This window comes from Kitasatospora sp. NPDC053057 (assembly GCF_044546945.1).
Lineage (GTDB): Bacteria > Actinomycetota > Actinomycetes > Streptomycetales > Streptomycetaceae > Kitasatospora.
On sequence record NZ_JBITZP010000042.1, the window covers coordinates 14343 to 36531 of the forward strand.

The 22189-nt window shown below is 70.1% G+C and carries 16 protein-coding genes and 1 pseudogene; 9 read left to right on the top strand and 8 right to left on the bottom strand.

Features of this window, described 5'->3' with window-relative positions:
- Nucleotides 1–810: 810 nt before the first annotated feature.
- Nucleotides 811–1023, top strand: a pseudogene (locus tag ACIG5E_RS31720) (Arm DNA-binding domain-containing protein); the annotation flags it as partial.
- 9 nt (nucleotides 1024–1032) lie between these two features.
- Nucleotides 1033–2205 (top strand): tyrosine-type recombinase/integrase, encoded by a 1173-nt coding sequence (locus tag ACIG5E_RS31725; protein WP_396539369.1) that lies wholly within the window; start codon nucleotides 1033–1035, stop codon nucleotides 2203–2205.
- A 573-nt stretch (nucleotides 2206–2778) separates the two neighbouring features.
- On the opposite strand, the gene ACIG5E_RS31730 is transcribed toward ACIG5E_RS31725, so the two are convergent.
- Nucleotides 2779–4326, bottom strand: a complete 1548-nt coding sequence (locus ACIG5E_RS31730; protein WP_396539278.1) for a Na+/H+ antiporter — start codon at nucleotides 4324–4326, stop codon at nucleotides 2779–2781.
- Nucleotides 4327–5009: 683 nt separating this feature from the next.
- On the opposite strand from ACIG5E_RS31730, the gene ACIG5E_RS31735 reads away from it, so the two are divergent.
- The 7 genes from ACIG5E_RS31735 (at nucleotide 5010) to ACIG5E_RS31765 (ending at nucleotide 14308) form a co-directional block, all read left to right on the top strand.
- The gene (locus ACIG5E_RS31735; RefSeq protein WP_396539280.1) at nucleotides 5010–6137 is read left to right on the top strand and encodes a universal stress protein; all 1128 of its coding nucleotides are present in this window, start codon (nucleotides 5010–5012) and stop codon (nucleotides 6135–6137) included.
- A gap of 327 nt (nucleotides 6138–6464) precedes the next feature.
- Nucleotides 6465–6554, top strand: coding sequence for a K(+)-transporting ATPase subunit F (gene kdpF, locus ACIG5E_RS31740; RefSeq protein WP_037830997.1), 90 nt, complete (start codon nucleotides 6465–6467; stop codon nucleotides 6552–6554).
- 2 nt (nucleotides 6555–6556) lie between these two features.
- A complete protein-coding gene (gene kdpA, locus ACIG5E_RS31745; RefSeq protein WP_396539283.1) occupies nucleotides 6557–8218 on the top strand; it encodes a potassium-transporting ATPase subunit KdpA in 1662 nt (553 codons plus the stop codon).
- Nucleotides 8218–10311: a potassium-transporting ATPase subunit KdpB gene (gene kdpB / locus ACIG5E_RS31750; protein ID WP_396539285.1), complete on the top strand. Its 2094-nt coding sequence runs from the start codon at nucleotides 8218–8220 to the stop codon at nucleotides 10309–10311. Before kdpA ends, kdpB begins: the two co-directional genes overlap by 1 nt.
- A 13-nt stretch (nucleotides 10312–10324) precedes the next feature.
- Nucleotides 10325–10942, top strand: a complete 618-nt coding sequence (kdpC, locus tag ACIG5E_RS31755; RefSeq protein WP_396539287.1) for a K(+)-transporting ATPase subunit C — start codon at nucleotides 10325–10327, stop codon at nucleotides 10940–10942.
- A 166-nt stretch (nucleotides 10943–11108) separates the two neighbouring features.
- The gene (locus ACIG5E_RS31760; RefSeq protein ID WP_396539289.1) at nucleotides 11109–13640 is read left to right on the top strand and encodes an ATP-binding protein; all 2532 of its coding nucleotides are present in this window, start codon (nucleotides 11109–11111) and stop codon (nucleotides 13638–13640) included.
- Nucleotides 13637–14308, top strand: a complete 672-nt coding sequence (locus ACIG5E_RS31765) for a response regulator (protein ID WP_396539291.1) — start codon at nucleotides 13637–13639, stop codon at nucleotides 14306–14308. The genes ACIG5E_RS31760 and ACIG5E_RS31765 overlap by 4 nt, the downstream gene beginning before the upstream one ends.
- On the opposite strand, the gene ACIG5E_RS31770 is transcribed toward ACIG5E_RS31765, so the two are convergent.
- From ACIG5E_RS31770 to ACIG5E_RS31800, 7 genes are all read right to left on the bottom strand, one after another.
- The gene (locus ACIG5E_RS31770; RefSeq protein WP_396539293.1) at nucleotides 14296–14922 is read right to left on the bottom strand and encodes a hypothetical protein; all 627 of its coding nucleotides are present in this window, start codon (nucleotides 14920–14922) and stop codon (nucleotides 14296–14298) included. The two genes, ACIG5E_RS31765 and ACIG5E_RS31770, sit on opposite strands and share 13 nt — an antisense overlap.
- A gap of 35 nt (nucleotides 14923–14957) precedes the next feature.
- Nucleotides 14958–15512 (bottom strand): hypothetical protein, encoded by a 555-nt coding sequence (locus ACIG5E_RS31775; RefSeq protein ID WP_396539295.1) that lies wholly within the window; start codon nucleotides 15510–15512, stop codon nucleotides 14958–14960.
- 5 nt (nucleotides 15513–15517) lie between these two features.
- The gene (locus tag ACIG5E_RS31780) at nucleotides 15518–17812 is read right to left on the bottom strand and encodes a hypothetical protein (protein ID WP_396539297.1); all 2295 of its coding nucleotides are present in this window, start codon (nucleotides 17810–17812) and stop codon (nucleotides 15518–15520) included.
- A 12-nt stretch (nucleotides 17813–17824) separates the two neighbouring features.
- The gene (locus ACIG5E_RS31785; protein ID WP_396539299.1) at nucleotides 17825–18256 is read right to left on the bottom strand and encodes a hypothetical protein; all 432 of its coding nucleotides are present in this window, start codon (nucleotides 18254–18256) and stop codon (nucleotides 17825–17827) included.
- 249 nt (nucleotides 18257–18505) lie between these two features.
- On the bottom strand, nucleotides 18506–18775 hold the full coding sequence (locus ACIG5E_RS31790; protein WP_396539301.1) for a hypothetical protein: 270 nt from the start codon (nucleotides 18773–18775) through the stop codon (nucleotides 18506–18508).
- A gap of 226 nt (nucleotides 18776–19001) precedes the next feature.
- On the bottom strand, nucleotides 19002–20369 hold the full coding sequence (locus ACIG5E_RS31795) for a hypothetical protein (protein ID WP_396539302.1): 1368 nt from the start codon (nucleotides 20367–20369) through the stop codon (nucleotides 19002–19004).
- Nucleotides 20370–20929: 560 nt separating this feature from the next.
- Nucleotides 20930–21886, bottom strand: coding sequence for a hypothetical protein (locus ACIG5E_RS31800; RefSeq protein ID WP_396539304.1), 957 nt, complete (start codon nucleotides 21884–21886; stop codon nucleotides 20930–20932).
- Nucleotides 21887–22189: the final 303 nt, after the last annotated feature.

Consider the following 22189-nt stretch of genomic DNA (forward strand, 5'->3'; position numbering starts at 1 on the left):
ACACATCAAGCAGGAGAGCCCGAAAACGCTGGTCGGGACGACAGGATTTGAACCTGCGACCCCTTGACCCCCAGCGGTCGAATGGGTGTCCGGCTAGTGTTCGTCAGTCCGAATCCCGCAGGTCAGGGCCTACCTCGTCCGCCACGCATGACGCCTGATGGCACTTCATGACGCCCAGTCCGTGAGAGGCGCGTGAGAGGCAGTGAGCGACCGGGAGATCAGGAGTGATTTGCCTCACATCGCCATGGCCGAGGCCCCGGCCGCATTCGACGCGGTGGCGCAGAAGCTGGACTGACCGGATCAACCGAGGATCCAGCGATCGCCTCGGATCGCCCAGAACGTCACTGGCAGAGGCCCAACATCGAGGAGCGAAATCAATCTGACCCGAGCTGAAAGTCAACCAGAAGAGGGCCACCGCAAATCCCGACCTCACCCATTCTCTGCGGGGCTCGCGGAATTCTCGGCACTCGCCGTAGCGCATTCCGCAGACTGGTCCAAAGCTCGGCGCCACCGCACCGCGCGGCTCCGGGTTGTACAAGCCCAACAGCCCACGGCCGACCAACAGACCGCTTTCTCCCGGTCCGCGACCATTCTTCCGAGCAGCGACCCCGCGCAGGCCGATGCTGCGCGATCAAGCTGCCCTACCCACCGAGCGTGCTCCGTGATCACCCTCGCGGTGTGTCGCTGGCGCGTGTCCCGATCGGTCGATCTTGCCCGTGCTCCACGCCCCGCCCGGCACGCTCTGCCGCCACACCCACCACTCCCGCAACTCTGGACACACCGTCACCACTTGGTTCAAGGAGGAGTCCCATGGCGCAGCGTCCCAAGCGGGGCAGGGTGTATCGGCGGTGCGGGTGCAAGGACGGCAACAGCGGGAAGCAGTTGGGTTCGTGGTGTCCGCGACTGGCCGCCGATACCGCGCATGGCCGGTGGACGTACGCGGTGGATCTGGCCCGGGAGGATGGCAAGCGCCGGACTCGGCGGCGGGGCGGGTTCGCCAGTCGGGCGGAGGCGGCGAGGGAGATGGCGCGGGTGTTGGATGCCGAGTACCGGGGTGTGTACGAGGACCGGACGCTGCGCGTCGGGCTGTTCCTGTACGAGTGGCTGGAGGCGAAGCGGCCGGCGCTGGCTCCCAACACCTGGGCGGGCTATCGGGCGTGCATCGAGCGTGACCTGGTCCCGGCGTTCGGCGGCATGCTGCTCGTCGACCTGCGGCCCAAGCACATCGACGCCTGGGTGAGCGCGCAGCTCGCCGCCGGCCGCGGGCGCACCACCGTTCACCACACGGTGGCGATGCTTCGCAACGCCCTGAACCACGCGGTGCGGACGTGGCGGCTGCGCTACAACCCGGCCAAGCACTCCGTACCCGCCAAGCCCCGCGCCGCCGTACGCGTCTGCTGGACCCCCGACCAGGCCGCGGCGTTCCTGCGGCACAACGCGGAGCACTACGCCGACCGGCTCACCGACCTGTTCGAGGTCATGCTCGGCACCGGCATGCGCCGCGGCGAGGCCCTCGCCCTGCACTGGTCGGACGTGCACCTCATGGACCGCCAGCTGTACATCCGCTGGACCCTGACCGCTGTAAACAACGGCAAGATCCACCTCAGCGAGCCCAAGACCGAAGCCAGCCGCGCCTGGATCAGCCTCTCCCCCAGAGTCATGGCCGCCCTCCACCGCCAGGCCGCCCTCCAGATGGCCGCCCACCCCGACGGCCGGCTCGAAGGCCTGGTCTTCGCCCGCCCGGACGGCGAACCCCTGCGCCCCCAGTGGGTCCTCGACCAGCTCCGCAAACGCACCTCCGAACTCGGCCTACCCCGCATCGGCCTGCATGATCTTCGGCACACCGCCGCCAGCATCATGATCGCCGCCGGCATCCCCCTCGCCGTCGTCTCCAAAACCCTGCGCCACTCCAACCTCGCCATCACCGTCGACCTCTATGGCCACCTCCTCAAGGACTCCGCCGACGACGCCGTCGTCGCCTTGGCCTCCGCACTCGACCGGGCGGACGCTGAGGTGGCCAGCCAGGCCGGTTCCTCTGTGGTCACCGCTTCGGTAAGGCAGCGTGAGCCGTCCGGCGTCAGGCCTTCATACCCGACTGCCAATCGGCCGCTTCCGAGCCGCTGGGGTGAGTGCGGTCGGGTTCCTCTTGTCGGTGTCCGGCTGGAGGAGGCAGGCAAGTCCTGTACTGCCCAGTCTGGAACGTGAGCGCGGCGCGGACTGGCAGCAGGGCATCACGTCGGAGGGACTCCTCCTCGAAGACGGCCTTGGTAAGCCATGCGAATGCGTCGTCGTCATATCGGGGTGGCAGGCGACTGTGTCTGCGAGCCGCTCGGCGTCGGGGAGGGCTGCCGGGAGGCGGTCGTTTTCTGCGGCCCGGGCGGCGGCGTGATGGGCCGTGGTCTCGTACCGGCCTGATCCCCACCATTCGCCGACCGACTCGGTGCGAGAGCCGTGCACGGTGAGGAGCCGCAGGACGGTGTCGGGTCCGCGGCATACACATCTGCCCGGCTCCCTAGCCTGCCGCTTCCTGGGGATAATCCCTTTCGTGACCTCAGAGATAGCCCGCCACCGGTGGCGGTCCGCGCTTCGCGCCTTCGTTCTCTTCCTCGTGTGTGGGGGGATCGGCCTCTTCGTCTGCGGCCTGGTGACGCAGCGTCCTGGTGGTGCGGCACCGTGGGGCGGGCTCCTGTTCGGGGCGGCCGTGTGCGCGACGCTCACCGGGGTGTTCCCACCGCGGCGACGCCGCTGAACCTCCCCTGCGGACGGCTGGCGGGCGGGTCACGGGGTGCCGAGGGCGGCTTCCTCGCGGTCGAGGTCGTGCTGGAGGCGGCGGCGGGTGGTGTCGCTGATGCGGTGCTCGTCGTAGAGGCGGTGGAGTTCGGTGCTCTGGACGGCGATGACCTCGTGGCGCAGTTGCCGGTAGGCGGCGTCGGCGGTGGTGCCGTCGGGGGTTTCGGGGGTGCGGTCGAGACGGGCGGTGAGGCCGCGGCGGACGCGGTCGACGGCGGTCTTGGGCATGACCTCCAGCGTGGCCAGGTGCTCGACGTGGTCGAGGGCGGCGTGGTTGAGGGCGTCTCGGGCGTCGTCCTCCTCGCGGGCGGTGTGTTCGGGTTCGAGGGCGAGTCCGGAGCGGTTGACGACGGCGGCGAGGGTGAGGCCCTGGACGACCAGGGTGAACACGACAACGGCGGTGGTCAGCACCAGGACCAGGGGCCGTCCCGCGAGCTTGGTGCCATCGTCGGCGACCAGCGGGATGGACAGGGCGGCGGCCAACGGCATGACGCCCCGGGTGCCGGCCCAGGTGACCACCCCGGCGACCCGCCAGGACAGTCGCCCCTGAGTGGGCTTGACCGCACTGGTCAGCGGCAGCGTGGACAGCACGCGCACCGCGATCAGGACGGCGGCGAGCGCGAGGGCCTGCAGCGGCCACAGGCCGGTGCCGGCGGGCAGGTCGCGGACCAGGGTGGGCAGTTCCAGGCCGACGATCGAGAAGACGACGCTCTCCAGCAGGAACACCACGACCGCGTAGACGGCGCCCAGCTGGAGGCGGATGTGGGCGTCGGTGAGCCGGTGGCCGGAGCGGCCGAGCAGCACGCCCGCGACGACCACCGAGGTGACGCCGGAGGTGTGCACGGACTCGGCCAGAACGTAGGCGGCGTACGGGGTGACCAGCGCGATCACGGTTTCCAGCACCGGGTCGGTGGTGCGGCGGCGCACCAGCCATACCAGGCCTGCGACGGCGGCGCCGACCAGGCTGCCGCCGCCGCCGAGCAGCAGGAACTCCCCGCCGGCCGCAGGCACGCTCACCGAGGCGCCGACGGCCACGGCGATGCCGACGGCCACCTTGAACAGCACGAGCGAGGTGGCGTCGTTGAACAGGCTCTCCGCCTGCACCAGGACCTGGACGCGTCCGGGCAGGGCGAGGCGTCGGCCGAGCGCCGTGACGGCCACGGGGTCGGTGCTGGAGAGCACGGCGCCGAGGACGAAGGCCATCGCGGGCGGCAGCCCGGCGACGGCGACGGCCGTGAAGCCGACGGCGGCGGCGGAGGCGAAGACCAGGCCGAAGGAGAGGATGGTCACCGGACGCCACACCATGCGCAGGTCCCGCAGCGACAGCTCCTCTGCGGAGGCGTAGAGCAGCGGCGGCAGGACCACCATGCCGATGATCTGCGGCGGGACGTGCAGCGCGGGGACACCGGGTATCAGCGCCACTCCGACACCTGTCAGGACGAGCAGCGAGGGTGCGGGCACGCGCAGGCGCCCGGCGAAGGTGGCCACGGCGGTGGCCAGAACCACCAGGACGAGAACGATCCCCACTACGTGCATCGGGGTGAAGACCTCATCACGACGAGCGGGGTCACCGCCGCCCGATCGCCGCGGTCGTCCCCCGAGCCGACCAGACTTCCCGGCACACCTGCGGTCATCTTATCGGGACATTAGCGGGGAGCGGCAGGACATATTCACACATCACGGTAGTGCGGCTGGCGCGAACAGGCGCGACCGCCACGACCCGTGCCCGGCAACCGGTCACTCGCCGCGGTCCACTGGTGGCGGGACACGGAACATCTGCCGACGCAGCCGCCCTTCTGGCAGAACGGCCCTGCCGAACATGAGCAGACCGCCCCCGAGCGAGAATCCGGCGGGAAAGACACAGCCTGTGGACAGCCAGCCCACCCGGTGCTCATCGGCGAGGCCGCCCACGACAGCGGCCGCGACGAAGAAGACGGCACAGGCCGCACTGAACAGCCCGTACACCCACCGAGGGCGCATGGAGGTCCTCCGTTTGTCCGATTCCCCCGATGAGCGCGGCTTCCTACGGTCCGTCCGCGTCGACAACGCGGCGGGCGGCAGCGCACCGGCCCACACTTTGCAGGTCCTGTGCCGTGGTTGTCCACCCGGGAACGCGGACGACCATGGAAGGCGAAGGTGCTCTGCTCCCGGGGCTCCGCCCCAGAATGCGATCGGGCCGCATCGGTGCACGTGCCGGGCGGCTGGGAAGGACGGCGGTGGTGCCTCGCGGCCAGCTGCGGGTCTACCTCGGAGCCGCTCCCGGGGTCGGCAAGACGTACGACATGCTCTCCGAGGGCCAACGGCGTGCTGCACGCGGCACGGACGTGGTGATCGCCTTCATGGAGGACTACGGTCGGCCGCTGACCCGCCGGATGGCCGAGGGCCTGGAGACCGTGCCCCGCCGGACCCTGTCGTACCGGGGCTGCTCCTTCACCGAGATGGACCTCGACACCGTACTGGCCCGCCGCCCCCAGGTCGCCCTCGTCGACGAGCTCGCGCACACCAATGTGCCCGGCTGCCGGCACGAGAAGCGCTGGCAGGACGTCGAGGAACTGCTGGAGGCCGGGATCGACGTCATCTCCACCGTCAACATCCAGCACCTGGAGTCGCTGAACGACGTGGTCGAGCAGATCACCGGCATCCGCCAGCGCGAGACGATCCCGGACGACGTGGTGCGCCGCGCCGACCAGATCGAGCTGGTCGACATGTCGGCCGAGGCCCTGCGCAGGCGGATGGCGCACGGCAACGTCTACCCGCCGGAGAAGGTCGACGCGGCGCTCGCGAACTTCTTCCGCGCCGGCAACCTGACCGCCCTGCGCGAGCTCGCCCTGCTCTGGGCCGCCGACCGGGTTGAGGAGGCCCTCCTGCGCTACCGCCATGACCACGGCATCCAGCAGCCATGGAGCACGCGGGAACGCGTCCTGGTCGCGCTGTCCGGCGGGCCTGAGGGCGACACCCTGATCCGCCGGGCCAAACGCACCGCCTCCCGCGGTGCCGGAGGCGAGTTCCTGGCCGTTCACGTCGCACGCGACGACGGCCTGGCCGGTGCACCCCCGCAGCTGCTGGCCCGCCAGCGCGCGCTGGTGGAGAGTCTCGGCGGGGTTTGGCACACGGTGACCGCTGGTGACCCGGCGCAGGCGATCCTGGCGTTCGCCCGGCAGGTCAACGCCAGCCAGATCGTCATCGGCGCCACCCGCCGCAGCCGTCTCAAGGGCCTCTTCGGTCGTGGCACCGGCGAGACCATCATCGAGGGCTCCGGTGACGACATCGACGTCTACGTCGTCACCCATGCCGAAGCCGCTCATGGCCGGTTTCTGCACCGCCGCAAGCCTCGCGAAGAGGATTGACCACGACCTTTCCGGCCAGGGTGCACCGCCTGCGGGAAACGTTTCGGCCAACCGTTGGTCTCGCCCGCGTGACGCCGCCGTCAAAGCCGCGTCAAAGTTCCGAACCACCCGTATGGAACGCGTCAGGGAACGACGACGCGTTCCGTACGGCTGGTTTGCTGCCCTGTGCCGGTTCGTCCGCCGGTGCCGCACACACCTCCGGGTCGTGCCCTGCGGTGTCCCCCACATCCCCCACCTGGTGGAACTCATGCTCGATCTCGTGTTCGTCGGCCTCACGGTTGCCGTGTTCGCCGTCATCGCTCTGGTCGCGAAGGGGGTGGAGAAGCTGTGAGCGCCGAGAACCTCGCAGGTCTCATCGTCGCCGTCGCGCTCGTCGGCTACCTCGTCGTCGCGCTGATCTTCCCGGAGAAGTTCTGATCATGAGCTCCACTCTCGCGGGCTGGATGCAGGCCCTCGCCCTGGTCGGGGCGCTGGCCCTGTGCTACCGCCCCCTCGGCGACTACATCGCCAAGCTCCTCACCACCGCCAAGCACCTCGGAGTCGAGCGCGGCATCTACAAGGTGATCGGCGTCGACGGCGACGCCGACCAGCGCTGGCCGGTGTACCTGCGCTCGGTGCTGGCCTTCTCGGCCGTATCGGTCCTCTTCCTCTACGGCCTGATCCGCCTCCAGACGCACCTGCTGCTCAGCCTCGGCGTTTCGCAGATGGAGGCCCACCAGGCCTGGAACACCGCGATCTCCTTCGTCACCAACACCAACTGGCAGTCCTACAGCGGCGAGTCCGCGATGGGCCACCTGGTGCAGATGGCGGGCCTCGCGGTGCAGAACTTCGTCTCCGCGGCCGTCGGCATCGCCGTCATGGCCACGCTGATCCGCGGGTTCATGCGGAACAAGACGGACCGGGTCGGCAACTTCTGGGTCGACATCACCCGCATCACGCTGCGCCTGCTGCTGCCGATCTCGATCGTGCTCGCCCTCGTCCTGGTGGCCAACGGCGTGGTCCAGAACTTCCACGGCTTCCACGAGGTCACCGGCCTCGCCGGTGACGTGCAGAAGATCCCGGGCGGTCCGGTGGCCTCGCAGGAAGTCATCAAGGAGCTGGGCACCAACGGCGGCGGCTTCTTCAACGCCAACTCCTCCCACCCGTTCGAGAACCCGACCGGGTTCACGAACTGGCTGGAGATCTTCCTGCTGCTGGTGATCCCGTTCGCGCTGCCGCGCACCTTCGGCAAGATGGTCGGGGACAACCGCCAGGGCTACGCGATCGTCTCCGTCATGGCGATCTTCTGGGTTGCCTCGGTGGCCCTGCTGACCCTCGCCGAGACGCAGCACCACGGCACCGCCCTGCAGGCGGCCGGCGGAGCGATGGAGGGCAAGGAGCAGCGGTTCGGCATCGCGGCCAGCTCGCTGTTCGCCGCTTCGACGACGCTGACCTCGACCGGTGCGGTGAACTCGTTCCACGACTCGTTCACGCCGTTCGGCGGCGGCATCACGATCTTCAACATGATGCTGGGTGAGATCGCACCCGGCGGCACCGGTTCCGGCCTGTACGGCATGCTGATCCTGGCGGTCGTGGCGGTGTTCGTGGCCGGTCTGATGGTCGGGCGCACCCCGGAGTACCTGGGCAAGAAGCTCGGCGGCCGGGAGATGAAGTTCGCCTCCCTCTACATCCTCACCACGCCGATTCTGGTGCTGGTCGGCACGGGTGTGGCGATGGCCCTGCCGGGCGAGCGGGCCGGGATGCTCAACAGCGGTGCGCACGGCTTCTCCGAGGTGCTGTACGCGTTCACCTCCGCGAGCAACAACAACGGTTCGGCGTTCGCCGGTATCACGGTGAACACCGACTGGTACGACACGGCGCTGGGCCTGTGCATGGTGCTCGGCCGGTTCCTGCCGATGGTTTTCGTGCTGGCGCTGGCGGGCTCACTCGCCCAGCAGCAGCCGGTGCCGGCCACTCCGGGCACCCTGCCCACCCACAAGCCGCTGTTCGTCGGGCTGCTGTCCGGTGTCGTGCTGATCGTCGTCGGCCTCACCTACTTCCCGGCCCTGGCCCTCGGGCCGCTCGCAGAAGGTCTCCACTGATGTCCACCACCCACAACCCCGCACCGGTCGACCACAGTACGACCCCCCACCGGGTCCAGAGCGGCCTGCTCGACCCCAAGCTCATCGTCACCTCGCTCCCCGACGCGGTGAAGAAGCTCGACCCCCGGGTGATGGTCAAGAACCCGGTCATGTTCGTGGTCGAGGTCGGCTCGGTCGTCACCACGGTCTCCGCCATCGCCAGCCCCAGCGTCTTCGCGTGGTCGATCACGGTCTGGCTGTGGCTCACCACGATCTTCGCCAACCTGGCGGAGGCCGTCGCCGAGGGCCGCGGCAAGGCCCAGGCCGACACCCTGCGCAAGACCAAGACGGAGAGCGTCGCCCGCCGGCTCACCAACTGGCCGGCCACCCAGGACGAGGAGGAGGTCCCGGGCACGGCCCTTCAGCTCGGCGACCACGTCGTCGTGGAGGCCGGGCAGACCATCCCGGGCGACGGTGACGTCGTCGAGGGCGTCGCGTCCGTGGACGAGTCGGCGATCACCGGTGAGTCCGCGCCGGTCATCCGCGAGTCCGGCGGCGACCGCTCCGCCGTCACCGGCGGCACCAAGGTGTTGTCCGACCGGATCGTGGTGAAGATCGCCTCGGAGCCCGGCAAGTCGTTCATCGACCGGATGATCGCCCTGGTCGAGGGCGCCGCCCGGCAGAAGACGCCGAACGAGATCGCGCTCAACATCCTGCTGGCCTCGCTGACCATCGTCTTCCTGGTCGCCGTCGTCACGCTCCAGCCGATGGCCACCTACGCGGGTGCCCCGCAGTCGATGGTCGTGCTGGTCGCCCTGATCGTGGCGCTGATCCCGACCACGATCGGTGCGCTGCTCTCCGCGATCGGCATCGCGGGCATGGACCGCCTGGTGCAGCGCAACGTGCTGGCGATGTCCGGACGCGCCGTCGAGGCCGCGGGCGACGTCAACACCCTGCTGCTCGACAAGACCGGCACCATCACCCTGGGCAACCGCCAGGCCGCCGAGTTCCTGCCCGCCGAAGGTGTCGAGATCGGCGAGCTGGCGGACGCCGCGCAGCTCTCGTCCCTCGCGGACGAGACGCCGGAGGGGCGCTCGATCGTCGTCCTCGCGAAGACGGAGTACGGTCTGCGGGCCCGCGCCCAGGGCGAGCTTGCCCACGCCACCTGGGTCCCGTTCACCGCCCAGACCCGCATGTCGGGCGTGGACGTGGACGGCGTGCAGGTCCGCAAGGGCGCGGCCGGCTCGGTCGCCAACTGGGTCACCGACAACGGCGGTTCGGTCGGACCGGACGTGGCACAGCTGGTGGACGGTATCTCCGCCGCCGGCGGTACGCCGCTGGTGGTGGCCGCGAAGAACGGCGACGAGGCTCCTCGCGTCCTCGGGGTGATCTACCTCAAGGACGTGGTGAAGGAGGGCATGCGGGAGCGGTTCGACGAGCTGCGCCGGATGGGCATCAAGACCATCATGATCACGGGCGACAACCCGCTGACCGCCAAGGCGATCGCGGAGGAGGCCGGCGTGGACGACTTCCTCGCCGAGGCCACCCCCGAGGACAAGATGGCCCTGATCAAGAAGGAGCAGGAGGGCGGCAAGCTGGTCGCGATGACCGGCGACGGCACCAACGACGCCCCCGCGCTCGCCCAGGCCGACGTCGGCGTCGCGATGAACACCGGCACCATGGCGGCCAAGGAGGCCGGCAACATGGTCGACCTGGACTCCAACCCCACCAAGCTGATCGAGATCGTCGAGATCGGCAAGCAGCTGCTCATCACACGCGGTGCGCTGACCACGTTCTCGATCTCGAACGACGTGGCCAAGTACTTCGCGATCATCCCCGCGATGTTCGCCGGCGTGTACCCGGGCCTGCGCCACCTCAACATCATGGGCCTGCACAGCCCGCAGTCCGCGATCACCTCGGCGATTATCTTCAACGCCCTGGTCATCATCGGACTGATCCCGCTCGCCCTGCGCGGCGTGAAGTACCGCCCGTCGGACGCGAGTTCGCTGCTGGCCCGCAACATCGGGGTCTACGGCGTCGGCGGCCTGATCGTGCCGTTCGTCGGCATCAAGCTGATCGACCTGGTCGTCCAGTTCATCCCCGGTCTGAGCTGAGAGAACGAGAACCATGCCCACCATCGTGCGCACCCACCTCACCGCGCTGCGGGCGCTGCTGGTGATGACCGTCCTGTGCGGCATCGCCTATCCGCTGCTGATCACCGGCATCAGCCAGGCCGTCTTCAGCGACAAGGCCAACGGCTCGATCGTGAAGTCCGATGGCAAGGAAGTCGGTTCCAGCCTGCTCGGCCAGAACTACAAGCTGCCGAAGAAGAACCCGGACGACCCGAAGGAGGACCCGGTCCCGGACCCTAAGTGGTTCCAGCCCCGGCCCTCCGCCAACAACTACGCCGGCGACAACTCGGGCGCCAGCAACCTCGGCCCGAACAGCGACGACCTGCTGAAGGCCGTCAACGACCGCCGCGCCGCCGTCGCCGCCTTCGACGGCGTCGACCCGGCGAGCGTGCCGGCCGACGCGCTGACCGCCTCCGGCTCCGGCCTCGACCCGCACATCTCGGTGGCCTACGCCAAGGAGCAGGTCAACCGGGTCGCCAAGGAGCGCAACCTGCCGGTGGAGACGGTCGCCAAGCTGGTCGACCAATACATCGAGGGCCGTTCCCTCGGCTTCCTCGGCCAGGAGGGCGTCAACGTCGTCCTCCTCAACAAGGCCGTCAGCGAGGCAAAGTGACCGCCTCGGCACGCTGAGGTTCCAGGCCGACCCGGGCGCGGTGCACACCCCGCCGCACCCGGGTCGGTCGCCCGTTCTCCCCGTCGCCCAGCGGGGCACCCCTCACCACCCACCGGCCCGACATCACAGCCGTACCGGTCGCCCTTCGCCAGAAAGCACAGCGCCCATGCCCCCTGACCTCACCCCCGGCACCGTTCACCGCCGCGGACGGCTGCGGGTCTACCTCGGATCGGCCCCCGGCGTCGGCAAGACCTACCGCATGCTGGACGAGGCCCACCGACGGCGGGATCGCGGCGCGGACGTGGTCGTCGGCTTCATCGAGACCCACGGGCGCAAGCACACCGCGGGAATCCTCGACGGACTCGAGGTGGTTCCCCGCCTGCGCCGGCGCTACCGCGACACCGACTTCGAGGAGATGGACCTCGACGCCATCCTCGCCCGCCGCCCCTCCGTCGCCCTGGTCGACGAACTCGCCCACACCAACATCCCCGGCGGACGGCACGCCAAGCGCTGGCAGGACATCGACGAGCTCCTCGATGCCGGCATCGACGTCATCACCACCGTCAACATCCAGCACCTGGAATCGCTGAACGACGTCGTCCAGAAGATCACCGGCATCCCCCAGCGCGAGACCGTCCCCGACGAGGTGGTCCGCCGGGCCGACCAGATCGAACTCGTCGACATGGCCCCCCAGGCGCTGCGCCGGCGCATGGCCCACGGCAACGTCTACAAGGCCGAGAAGGTCGACGCGGCCCTGTCCAACTACTTCCGCGTCGGCAACCTGACGGCACTTCGGGAACTGGCCCTGCTGTGGGTGGCCGGGCGGGTCGACGAGGGCCTGCGCGACTACCGCGCCAGCCACAACATCGACCGAGTGTGGGAGACCCGCGAACGCGTCGTCGTGGCGATCACCGGCGGCCCCGAGGGCGAGACGATCATCCGCCGCGCCGCCCGGATCGCCGACCGCACCGCCGGCGGCGAGCTGCTCGCCGTCCACGTCTCCCGCAGCGACGGCCTGGCCGGCGCCTCACCCGGTGCGCTCGCCCAGCAGCGGCAGCTGGTCGAGGACCTCGGCGGCAGCTACCACGTCGTCGTGGGCGATGACATCCCGACCGCGCTGCTGGCCTTCGCCCGCGCGCACCACGCCACCCAGCTGGTCCTCGGCACCAGCCGCCGGGGCCGGATCAACCGCTTCCTCACCGGCCCCGGCAACGGCCAGACGACCATCGACGCGTCCGAGGACATTGACGTCCACATGGTCACCCACGAGTTCACCGGCCGCGGCCGGCTGCCCTCGCTGGGCCGGCGCCACTCCCGGCGCCGCACCGTCGCCGGCTACCTCGCCGGTCTGGTGGTGCCCACGCTGCTGACGGCCGTGCTGTCCCAGTTCCACCACTCGGTCAACCTCACCACCGACGCACTGATCTTCCAGCTCGGCGTCGTAGCCGTCGCGTTGCTTGGCGGCGCGATGTCGGCACTGCTGGCCTCGCTGGTGGCCTCGCTGCTGCTCAACTACTTCTTCATCCCGCCCGTCCACACCTTCACCATCGACGAGACCAACAACTTCATCGCCCTGGTCGTCTTCGCGGTCGTCGCACTCACCGTCTCCACCGTCGTCGACCACGCTGCCCGCCTCACCACCCGGGCCGCCCGCGCCACCGCCGAGGCCGAGGCCCTCTCCACCCTGGCCGGTAGCGTGCTGCGCGGCGCCGACGCCCTCCCCGCCCTGCTGGACAAGACCCGCACCGCCTTCGGCCTGGACTCCGTCGCCCTGCTCGACCGCAGCGGCGCCACCATCGCCCGCAGCGACTCCGACAGCGAGCCCGCTGCCGACCGCACGGTCACCGAACTACCCGCCGGACCGGACGCCTTGCTGGTCCTGGCCGGACGCCAGGTCTCCGCCACCGACCAACGCGTCCTCACCGCCTTCGCCGCACACATCGCCGCCGCGCTGGAGCGCGACCGCCTCGCCACCGCCGCCGCCGAAGTCGAACCGATCAAGGCCGCCGACAAGATGCGCACCGCCCTGCTCGCCGCCGTCAGCCACGACCTGCGCACCCCGCTCGCCGCAGCCCTCGCCGCCGTCGGCTCACTCCGCAGCCCCGACGTGGAGTTCGCACCCGCCGACCGCGACGAACTGCTCACCATGGCCAACGAGTCACTGCTCAAGCTCACCGCACTGGTCGACAACCTCCTTGACATGAGCCGCCTCCAGGCCGGCGCCCTCACCCTCCACCTGGAGGCCGCCCACCTCGACGAAGTACTACCCCGGGCCATGGACTCCCTCGCCGACCCGGACGCCGCCGTCCAGCCCCTCGACCTGGACACCGCCCCACCGGTGCTCGCCGACCCGCCCCTGCTGGAACGCGTCCTCGCCAACCTCATCGCCAACGCACTGCGGCACAACGCCCCCGGCGCACCTGTCCTGGTCACCGCCAGCCACCACGCCGACCAGGTCGAGATCCGCGTCGTCGACCGCGGCCCCGGCATCGCCCCTGAGGACCGCGACCGGGTCTTCCTCCCCTTCCAACGCCTCGGCGACACCGACAACACCACCGGCGTCGGCCTCGGCCTCGCCCTCTCCCGCGGCCTCGCCGAAGCCATGGGCGGCACCCTCGAAGTCGAGGACACCCCCGGCGGCGGCACCACCCTGCTGCTCACCCTGCCCGCCGCCACGCACATCGAGGAGGAACAGTGAGGAGCGTCCTGCTGGTCGACGACGATCCGCTCCTGCTGCGAACCCTGCGGATCAACCTCAGTGCCGACTACACGGTCCTCACCGCGAACAGCGGCCAGGAGGCACTCGCCACGGCCGAGCATGAACAGCCCGACGCCGTCCTCCTCGACCTCGGCCTGCCCGACCTCGGCGGCGTCGACGTCCTGCAGCGCCTGCGCGCCTGCCTCGATGCGCCGATCATCGTGCTCTCCGGCCGCACCGAACCCGAGGAGATGATCCGCGCCCTCGACGCCGGAGCCGACGACTACGTCACCAAACCGTTCGACCCCGACGAACTGTTCGCCCGCCTGCGGGCCGTCCTGCGCAGACCGCCCCGCCTCGTCCGCGAGCACAACCCCAGGATCGGCGAGTACGAGATCGACACTGAGGCCGCCACCGCCACCGGACCGGCCGGGAACGTGCGGCTCACCCCCACCGAATGGAAGATCCTCACCCTCCTGCTGGCCAACCCGGGCCACCTCGTGCCCGGTCGGCAGATCCTGCGCGAGGTCTGGGGCCCCACCGCCGAGAAGCAGCGCAACTACCTGCGCGTCTACCTCGCGGGCCTGCGCCGCAAGCTCGAACCCGATCCCGCCCACCCCCGCCACCTGATCACCGAGGCCGGCATGGGTTACCGCTACGAGCCCTGACCCGCCCGCGGGGGCATCAGCTGCGGAGGCAGCGGGCTGAACACGTACGGCCCTTCGGGCAGGTCGATGGTGTTGGTGCAGCCGAGGGCCTTCTCGGCTGCCCGGTGGGCGAACGCCACCGCCAGCTCCGCCGTCTTCTGCCGGCCCGGGGCGGGATCCGAGTTGCCCCCGGCGTTCTGGACCGCAGCCGTCGCCGTGTAGTACCAGGTCAGCTCCTTGCCGTCGGCGCCCGACCTGGTGACACAGGTGAAACGGACCACGGCGGCACGGTCGCCGGCCTCACCAGCCGGGAACGACTGGGCGTCCGCCGGTACGTCCCTCCGTTCGAGGGTGGTTCGGTCCTGTTCGTCGCCCGCGCCGCTCACCCTGACGCTCAGGTCCCGCCGGTGCTCGCCGTCCACGAAGCAGGACAGGAGGTCCGGCAAGGTGGAACCACCCGGAATGAACGTGGTGTCGACCCGGACCTGTCGGGTGGACCCCAGGGACGCAGCGAAGCGCGGGTCGTCGAGGGTTCCCCGGCACTCGCCGTGGGAGAGGTCCACGGCCGGCGGGTGCTGCACGCCCTGGTCGAGGTGGCGGTGCCAGCCGTATAGGCCGGCGCCGAGGCCGACCACGACGGCAGTGGACCCTGCCGCCCATCGGAGACGGTTCACTCGCACCCCGCGTTCATCTCCTTCGGCAGGGCGGACTTGGCGAGGTCCTCGAAATCGGCCCGGTCCGCCTCGGGCCGACCGACCCGGGCGGCATCGCCCGGCACGACCCGCAGCAGCACGTGGTGGAACGTGCTGGGGCGAGGGCAGTACTCCACGACGGCGGCACCCCGCGCCCAGGCAACCGAGGAGCTGCCGGTCCCGAAGCTCTCCGCACCGCTCTGCTGGGCCAGCTCGGGTGGCAGTACGGCGCGTCCCACGTGGCGGTCGGTGGTGACGGTCAGGGCGGTCCGGCCGTCCACCCGGATCGTGCAGGACCCCGACGCCCCCTCATCGCCCAAACCGTGAACCCGCTCCTGGACGTCCTGCCGGCCCGGGGGCAGCAGCCGACCGAGCGGTGTGTCCGGCCCCGTGGGCAGTCCGCACAGGCTCGTGGCCCTGCTCCGGTCCTCGTCCGGTTCGTGCGCCCGCCAGTCCAGGTAGCCGACGACCCCGGTCGCCGTGAACGCGGCCGCCAGTCCTCCAGCAAGCAGCGCCTTCTCGTACCGCCGCACCCTCGTCACCCCTTCCCGCTGGCGGTGCTGTTCGCCCCGGCTCCTACCGCGCCGCCCTGTACGGCCTGGTGCCCAGCATTGGCGGCAAGCTGGTTGACCTGGTCCGTGCTCAGGCCGCTCCCGACTGCCGCGGCCCGCACCGCCGCTGCCGTGCTGACCCCGTTGGCGTTGCGGGCCTCGTCCGCCTTCTGGCCGGCCTCGTCCTGCGCCGCCGCGAGGGTGTCCTGGTGCGTGCTGTCCACGATGCTCTGCAGCATCTGGCCGAAGATGAAGTCCCCAGCCGCACCCGCGCCCGGGACCACCGCGGTGGCTTGGTAGACCACGGTGTCAAACGCACCCCGGGCCCATGCCGCCCCGTTCGCCACCGCGTCGTTGTACGCCTTGTCCGAGGCAGCGTGATCCTTGAACACGGCGTCCGCACGGGCCTCGTTGAGGATGCCCGCGATCGCGCCGCCGGAGCTCGCCGCGTTGTTCACCGGGATGGCGAGCTTGGAGATGTCGGTCTCACCGCCGACGAAGGCCGTGTGGATGAGGGCGGTGGTGTACGCCTGCTGGGCGTTGATGACGCTCCCGTACGCCTCCGGATCGCGGCCGAGCTGGTTGAGGACGGCGCGGACGTGGGAGGTGTCCAGGTTGGCGGGCGCTCCGTTCACCGGCAGGGTGTTGTCGTACGGCGAGAAGGAGTGCTGGACGTCCCCCATGTAGTCGGCGACCAGGTGGCCCAGGGCCGGGCGCAGCGCGGCGAGCGGGGCGTCCTTGCCGCTGATCCGGGCCAGGCTGCCGCCGTCCTTGCTGTGGCCGAACTCGTCCATCACCTTGGCCATGACCTCGGCCTGGTCCGCGCGGTGCTTGAGCGGAGGATTGGGCATCTCGTCGTACGGGTGACCGCTGGTAGCCGCCTCCAGCGCGTGGCCGAACGCGAGCGGCCCGCTGGCCAGGGACTTCGCCTGGACGTCCTTGTCGTAGGACAGGGTGTCCGGTGTGAACTCCTTGTCGTGCGCCAGGTAGTGGAGGTAGTCGGCGGGCTTCGGTTTACCGTTCGGGTCGACCGTGCCGTCGGTGTTGTAGGCGGTGGGCCGGTCGTGGAAGAACTTGGTGGCCGCCTCCGGGCTGTGGCCCAGCGCTTCCAGGATTCCCGTGAGCGGCTGGTAGCCCGCCGCCCCGTCCTGGCCGGCGATGTTGAAGATTCCCCGCTTGTCTCCCCCGAAGTCGGGCCAGAACGGCCTCGTCCGGTTGGTGTCCTTGGCATCGAGCTGGACGACGTGCTCGGCGATCGGGTCGAGGAAGTGCGGGTCGTAGTTCCCGGTCCGCAGGATGCCGGCCAGCACCTGGTACCCGCGGGGGATGTACGGCCTGGTGCCCATCCCGACCGGCGGTTCCTCGGACAGCAGCTCGGCGCCTGCCTTGCGCAGGTCGGCGGCCCATTGGTCGGACAGGTGCGGCTGGTTGGAGGTTCGGGTGGCCGTGGCCAGGGTGGTACCGAGGTTCTTCTGCAGATCCTGGTACTGCTGCAGGCGGGCGTCGCTCACGCCCCCGACGCCGGAGTCGGCGCCGACCACGTTGTCCCAGAAGACCAGCAGGCCCTTCGGTCCGACCTTCTCGAAGAATCTGGTGGTGAACACCGGGTCACCGCCGTGGGCGGCCAACAGGCTGTTGAGCTCCAGGAGTTCGGGATCGGTGAGCTTCTTTCCCTTGGCCGCCAGCTGGGCGGCACGCTTCGCGTCCGCCTCGGGGCCGCCTCCGACTGCCTGGGCGTTGAAGGAGCCGTCCTTGTCGGTGGTGGCGTCGGCGCGCAGGGCGAAACAGGCCCGCTGGTCGGCCTCGGTGGCCTCCCTGAGAACGTTCCCGATCCGGCGCTGGAAGCCCTCGGCCTTGGCGCGGCACTTGTCCTGGTAGGTCCGCGACGCCTCCGGGTCGTGCGCGGTCGCTTTGTCCGGCGCCGGCCAGCTGACCGTGCCGCCGTCCTGGCTGACGGTGTATCCAGCAGCCGTGATCTCCGCGACGACCGCTGCGGCCTTGTCCTTGGCGGCCTGGATGTCCTTGGCCGCCTCGCCCAGTACGGAGGCGATCGCGGCGGCCTCGGTCGCAGCGGCGCCAAGCTGGTCGTTGCCGCGCTGGAGGGCCGGCTTGGCCAGCTCCGAGCTCTTGCCGGTCCAGCCCGAGCCGTTGACCTTGGCGACGACGACGCTGTTCCACTCGCCGTCCATCGCCCTGAGCTTCGTCGCGATCTGCTCCCACGAGGTGGCGGCGGCGGTGAGCACGTCCACCTTGGCGTTGCTCAGATCGTGCAAGTCGACCATGGTGTGCCCCCTTCAGCCCTGGAATCCGGCGGCCGCGGCCGAGTTGGTGGACTGGTAGTTGTTGACGCTCGTCCGAAGGTTCTGGGCGAGAGCGCCGATGACCTTGGACAGCGCCAGGATCTGCTTGTCCCAGGTGGTCGACGCCTCCTTGCACGCCGCCCCCACGCCGAAGCCCGGGAGGCCTCCGGCGACCGCCGTCATCTTCTGATCGGCGCCCTGACACTCGCCGCTCAGGCGGCAGTTGATCTGCTCGGCGTCCGCGGCAGCGGCGGTCAGTTCCCCGAGCTTGACCGAGAATCCGCCGCCGGCGCCGGCCGGCGAGTCGGCCGAGTTGAGCCGGGTCCGCGCCGCCTCCTGGCGCTGGGCCCGGGCCGTCAGTTTGCCTTCGGCGTCGTAGGCCCACGGATTCATCATCCGGTCGAACGCGGTCATACGATCGGACATCGTCCGCCACTCCCCCCAATGCGCACCGGACGCTCAACCCGGTGCCCCCCATGAGTAACCGGCCGAGCGTACCCACGGGTAACCTTCGCGTGCGCCCGATCGGTGAAATCACAACGGATCATTGACGGGCAGGAACGTCGGGCGCCTGGCTCTCGCGACCGGGGGCGGATTCGAGCTGTGACCGGATCGTTCGTCTCCCCGACCCGCCGGCCGGGGAGACGAACCGCGATGTCGCGCGCGCGAGAGTGGTCAGCTGTGGTCGACGACCTGCGTGACGGTGAACCGGTTCAGGCTGTCGGGGTTCAACCGGTGGCCCTCGACCACCAGGTACTGGTCCGCCCCCGCCCGTAGCACCTGGGCCTCCTTCGCCGCCGGCGCGAAGTCGGGGTGTTGGCCGCGGGCCGCCTCCAGTACGAACGCTCGCGCCTCCTCCAGAGACATCGGCTCGGAGGTCCTGATCTCGGCGCCGAAGCGGTTCTTGGTCAGGCCGATCTCGGCCACGACGACGTGGTTGCTCATGATTCCTTCCGTTTCCTTCCGTGTTGACCAGTCCGTCAGTCCGTCAGCAGATAGGTCCCCAGGCTCACCACCCCCGAGAACACCGGGATCGCGGCAACGATCTTGAACAGGACCACGACCACTCGCCGCAGCACCCGCAACAGGCGTCGCTCGCGCCAGCGCGCCGCCCGCCGGGGCGCGGCCGGCTCGACGGCCTACGCGACGTGGGCCGCGCCGGCGCTTCTGCTCACGCGAACTCGCGCAGGCGCGGCCGTACCCCCACCGCGGTCAGGGCGAGCGCCGCCGCAAGGGCCGCCGCACCCAGTCCGGCCGTGGCGGCGTCGAGGTCGTCGTCGGTGGCGGCGACGGCTCCGTCGAAGGCACGCTGGTTGATCGCCTGGTTGTCCTCAAGGGCGGCGCTGAGCACGTCGAAGTCGGCGTTGGACTGGCCCGCGGTGGTGCCGGTGTCGAAGGTGACGGCCTCCTTGAGCTTGCCCTGGGCGTTGAGCTCCCGGATCTTCCGGTCGTCGCGTTGGTACTGCTGGAAGGCGGCCAGCACCCGTTCCGCCGCTTCCTGCTCACCGGCGAAGGTGATGTTGCGCAGCTCGTCACCGAGATAGCCACCGAAGCCGACCTGGCCGTGGTCGGCCCGGTGCTTGTCGGCGAGCGCGGCGAGCTTGTCGTTGTACGAGGCAAGGGTCGCGCCGTCGATCCGGGCGAAGGACTGGGTCTTGTCGAGGAAGCTCTGCTCGTACGCGGCCGCCCGGGCGGGGTCGGTCAGGTACCGGCTCTCGTCCGCGTTCAGGTCGTACGCCACCGCGCGCGCCCGGCTGAGCGCGATCACCGAGTCGAAGGAGTTGCTCTTGGCGACCACCAACTGGTGATCCGCCCGGGAGGCCAGCGTCAGCGCGGTGACCAGCCCGGCGAGGGCGATCAGGGTCGTGACGGCCAGCGGCACGTTCACCAGCCGCCGGAACCGTACCGCGAGCAGCCGCTGCAGCAGCCCGAGGGCGGCCAGGGCGAGCAGGCCGGTGACCAGGATTCCCCACCAGCCGCCGGACAGGGCGTCGCGCTGGTCGCTGTAGTTGCGTTCCACGACCGACGCATTGGCCTTGGTCACCTCGTCGACGGCCGGCAGCAGGCGCTGGCGCAGCAGGTCGGTCGCCTGGTGGTAGGCCGCGAGGGCGTCCGCCGAGGGACGGCCTACCGAGGCGTGGGCCTGCTCTTCCAGGAGCTGGGCGCGGGCCACCAGCGCCTCGTACTGGCCGAGTTCGCCGATGACGGTCTGCACGGCCCGCTGCCCGGCCGCGTCGCCGGCCACCGCCTCCGTAACGTGCTGCAGATCGGTGTCGGCCTGAGCGCGCCGTTGTTCGTAGGTGTCCATGGTCGCTTTGCGCAGCGCCGTGTAGTCCGGATCGGCGCCGAACAGCAGCAGGTTGGCAGCCTGAGCATCCATGTCGTTGAGCGCGAAGTAGAGGTCCGCCGAGCGCACCACCTGCGGCGCGGCCTGGTGTCCGATCACGTCCGTCCCATCGCGGGCGCCGCCCAGAACGGTGGCGGTCGCAGTGCCGGCGCCGAGCAGCGCCACCAGGCAGAGCCCGGTCAGGCCGCGCACCAGGCGCGGGGTGTTCCACCAGTCCCGGCTACGCCAGGAGCGGCCGAACCAGTGACCGGGGGCACGCGGCGCGGGAAGTGGTACGGCTGTTTCCTGCCGCGCTGTCTCCGACGCGACCGTGTTCTCCACGACTGCCGTACCGCTCGATCTTCCCGCTGGCATCGCCGCGCGCCCCTCCCCCTGTTTTTCACACTGGCCGCCGAACCTGCCCCGGAGGAGCCCGCCGGGGTCGGGGATTCGGCAAGCGGTTCGCCGCCAGGCCCCACGCCCGGGCGGCGAACCGTTTCCTCGCAGCTCACGCTAGGTGCGGTCGAACCTCAGTCCGCTCGTCCTGACGCGTCCTTGACGCGGTCGGCAGCCGTCTTGACGCAGGATTGTCGCCACTGGTCATGGCCAAGGCAGGGCCCGTACTACGAAGCCTCGTGGATCAGGGTGCACCGTCGGCCGCGTCGCGCTCTGCCCGGTTCTGCTGCCACTGGTCGATGACCTGCTGGAGGGTCTCTCGGCGGCGACAAGCCCAGCGGGGCCGGCGCCGATCACCAGCGTGTCGACGATCGTGGTCAACTGCGGCCTCCGTAGTGGTTCTCGATCCAGGAGGACGCAGCGCGAGCGGCCTCGACGGCCGGGCGATTGGCGTCCTCGATGAGGTCGGTGACGGCCGGGTGGTGCAGGTACTGGTAGTTCGAACGCTCACGCAGGACGGGCGTCGCGCACAGGTCGACGACCAGCCGGCGGGCGGCGGCGTCCACGAGGCGTGCGATGTGCTCGCGGTACTGCGGCGTGAGCCCGGACGTAGCGAGCACCAGGTCGAAGCCACTGTCCCGAACGGTGTCGGGCAGGTCCGTGATCCGTAGAACGGTCGTCCTGGCGGATCCGGCCCGCAGGAGCCGACGAAGTTTCTTGGGGCTGCGGGTGAGAAGGAAGACGCGGCGATCATCACCGAGTTCATGTGCGACGGCTTGGGCGAGCATACCGCCCCCGACCACGACCAGGTTGCTCGGCTGGGCGGTCGACGCGCTCAGCAGGGTTCGGGCGAGGTCGCGGTAGTCGAGTCGAGCCCGGAGGCCAAACCGGCGCCGAGCCTGGCTTGCCAGCAGGAGCACCTCTGCCCCCACCGGCCGAAGGGGGTGGTCAGCGGACAACCTGTCGAAGGCCGCGTGCACCTGCTGGAAGATGAACTGCTCCCCGAGGATCAGGGACATCGTGCCGGCGGCGATCTGGGCCAGCCGGGAAGCAGCGGCCTGATGGCCGGTGATCCTTCGGCTGAGCCGGATCGAGAGCGGCGCGGTGGCCGCCATCGGGGGTTCTGCCTCGTACCACTCGATACGGTGGCAGGTACGCAGCAGCAGCCCGGTCGTCGAATCCGTACCGGCGACGCCTTCCAGCTGCTGAAACGACGCTCCGAGCTCCCCCAGCGAGTGGGTGGTGGCGTCGTTGTAGGCGCACCATGCGATCCGGCCTATGACAACTGCCGAGCTGATCCTGTCATCGCGTGGTGGATCAGCGGTCTGGGCCATGAGTACCTCCTCAGCTCCAGTGGTCTGACGCCGGCAAGAAGCGCCGTCGATGTACGGGGCCCGCAGGCAGCAAAGGCAAGAGCGCCGGGCGCCCGGCGATGCGAAGTGGTCTTGTCGCGTCCTATCTCTGGCGCTCGGCCCCATCCAGCGTGAGACGGACGCACTTTCCCGCGAGCAGGGGCAGAATTCGATGCTCGCGGCCAGTACGGAAAGCACGTGGAGCCCCGCCACCAGTCACGCCGTCTGACGGTTCTTTGCCGATCAGGACCAGCAATCAGTCGATGCAGCACTTTGCCGCCGTGC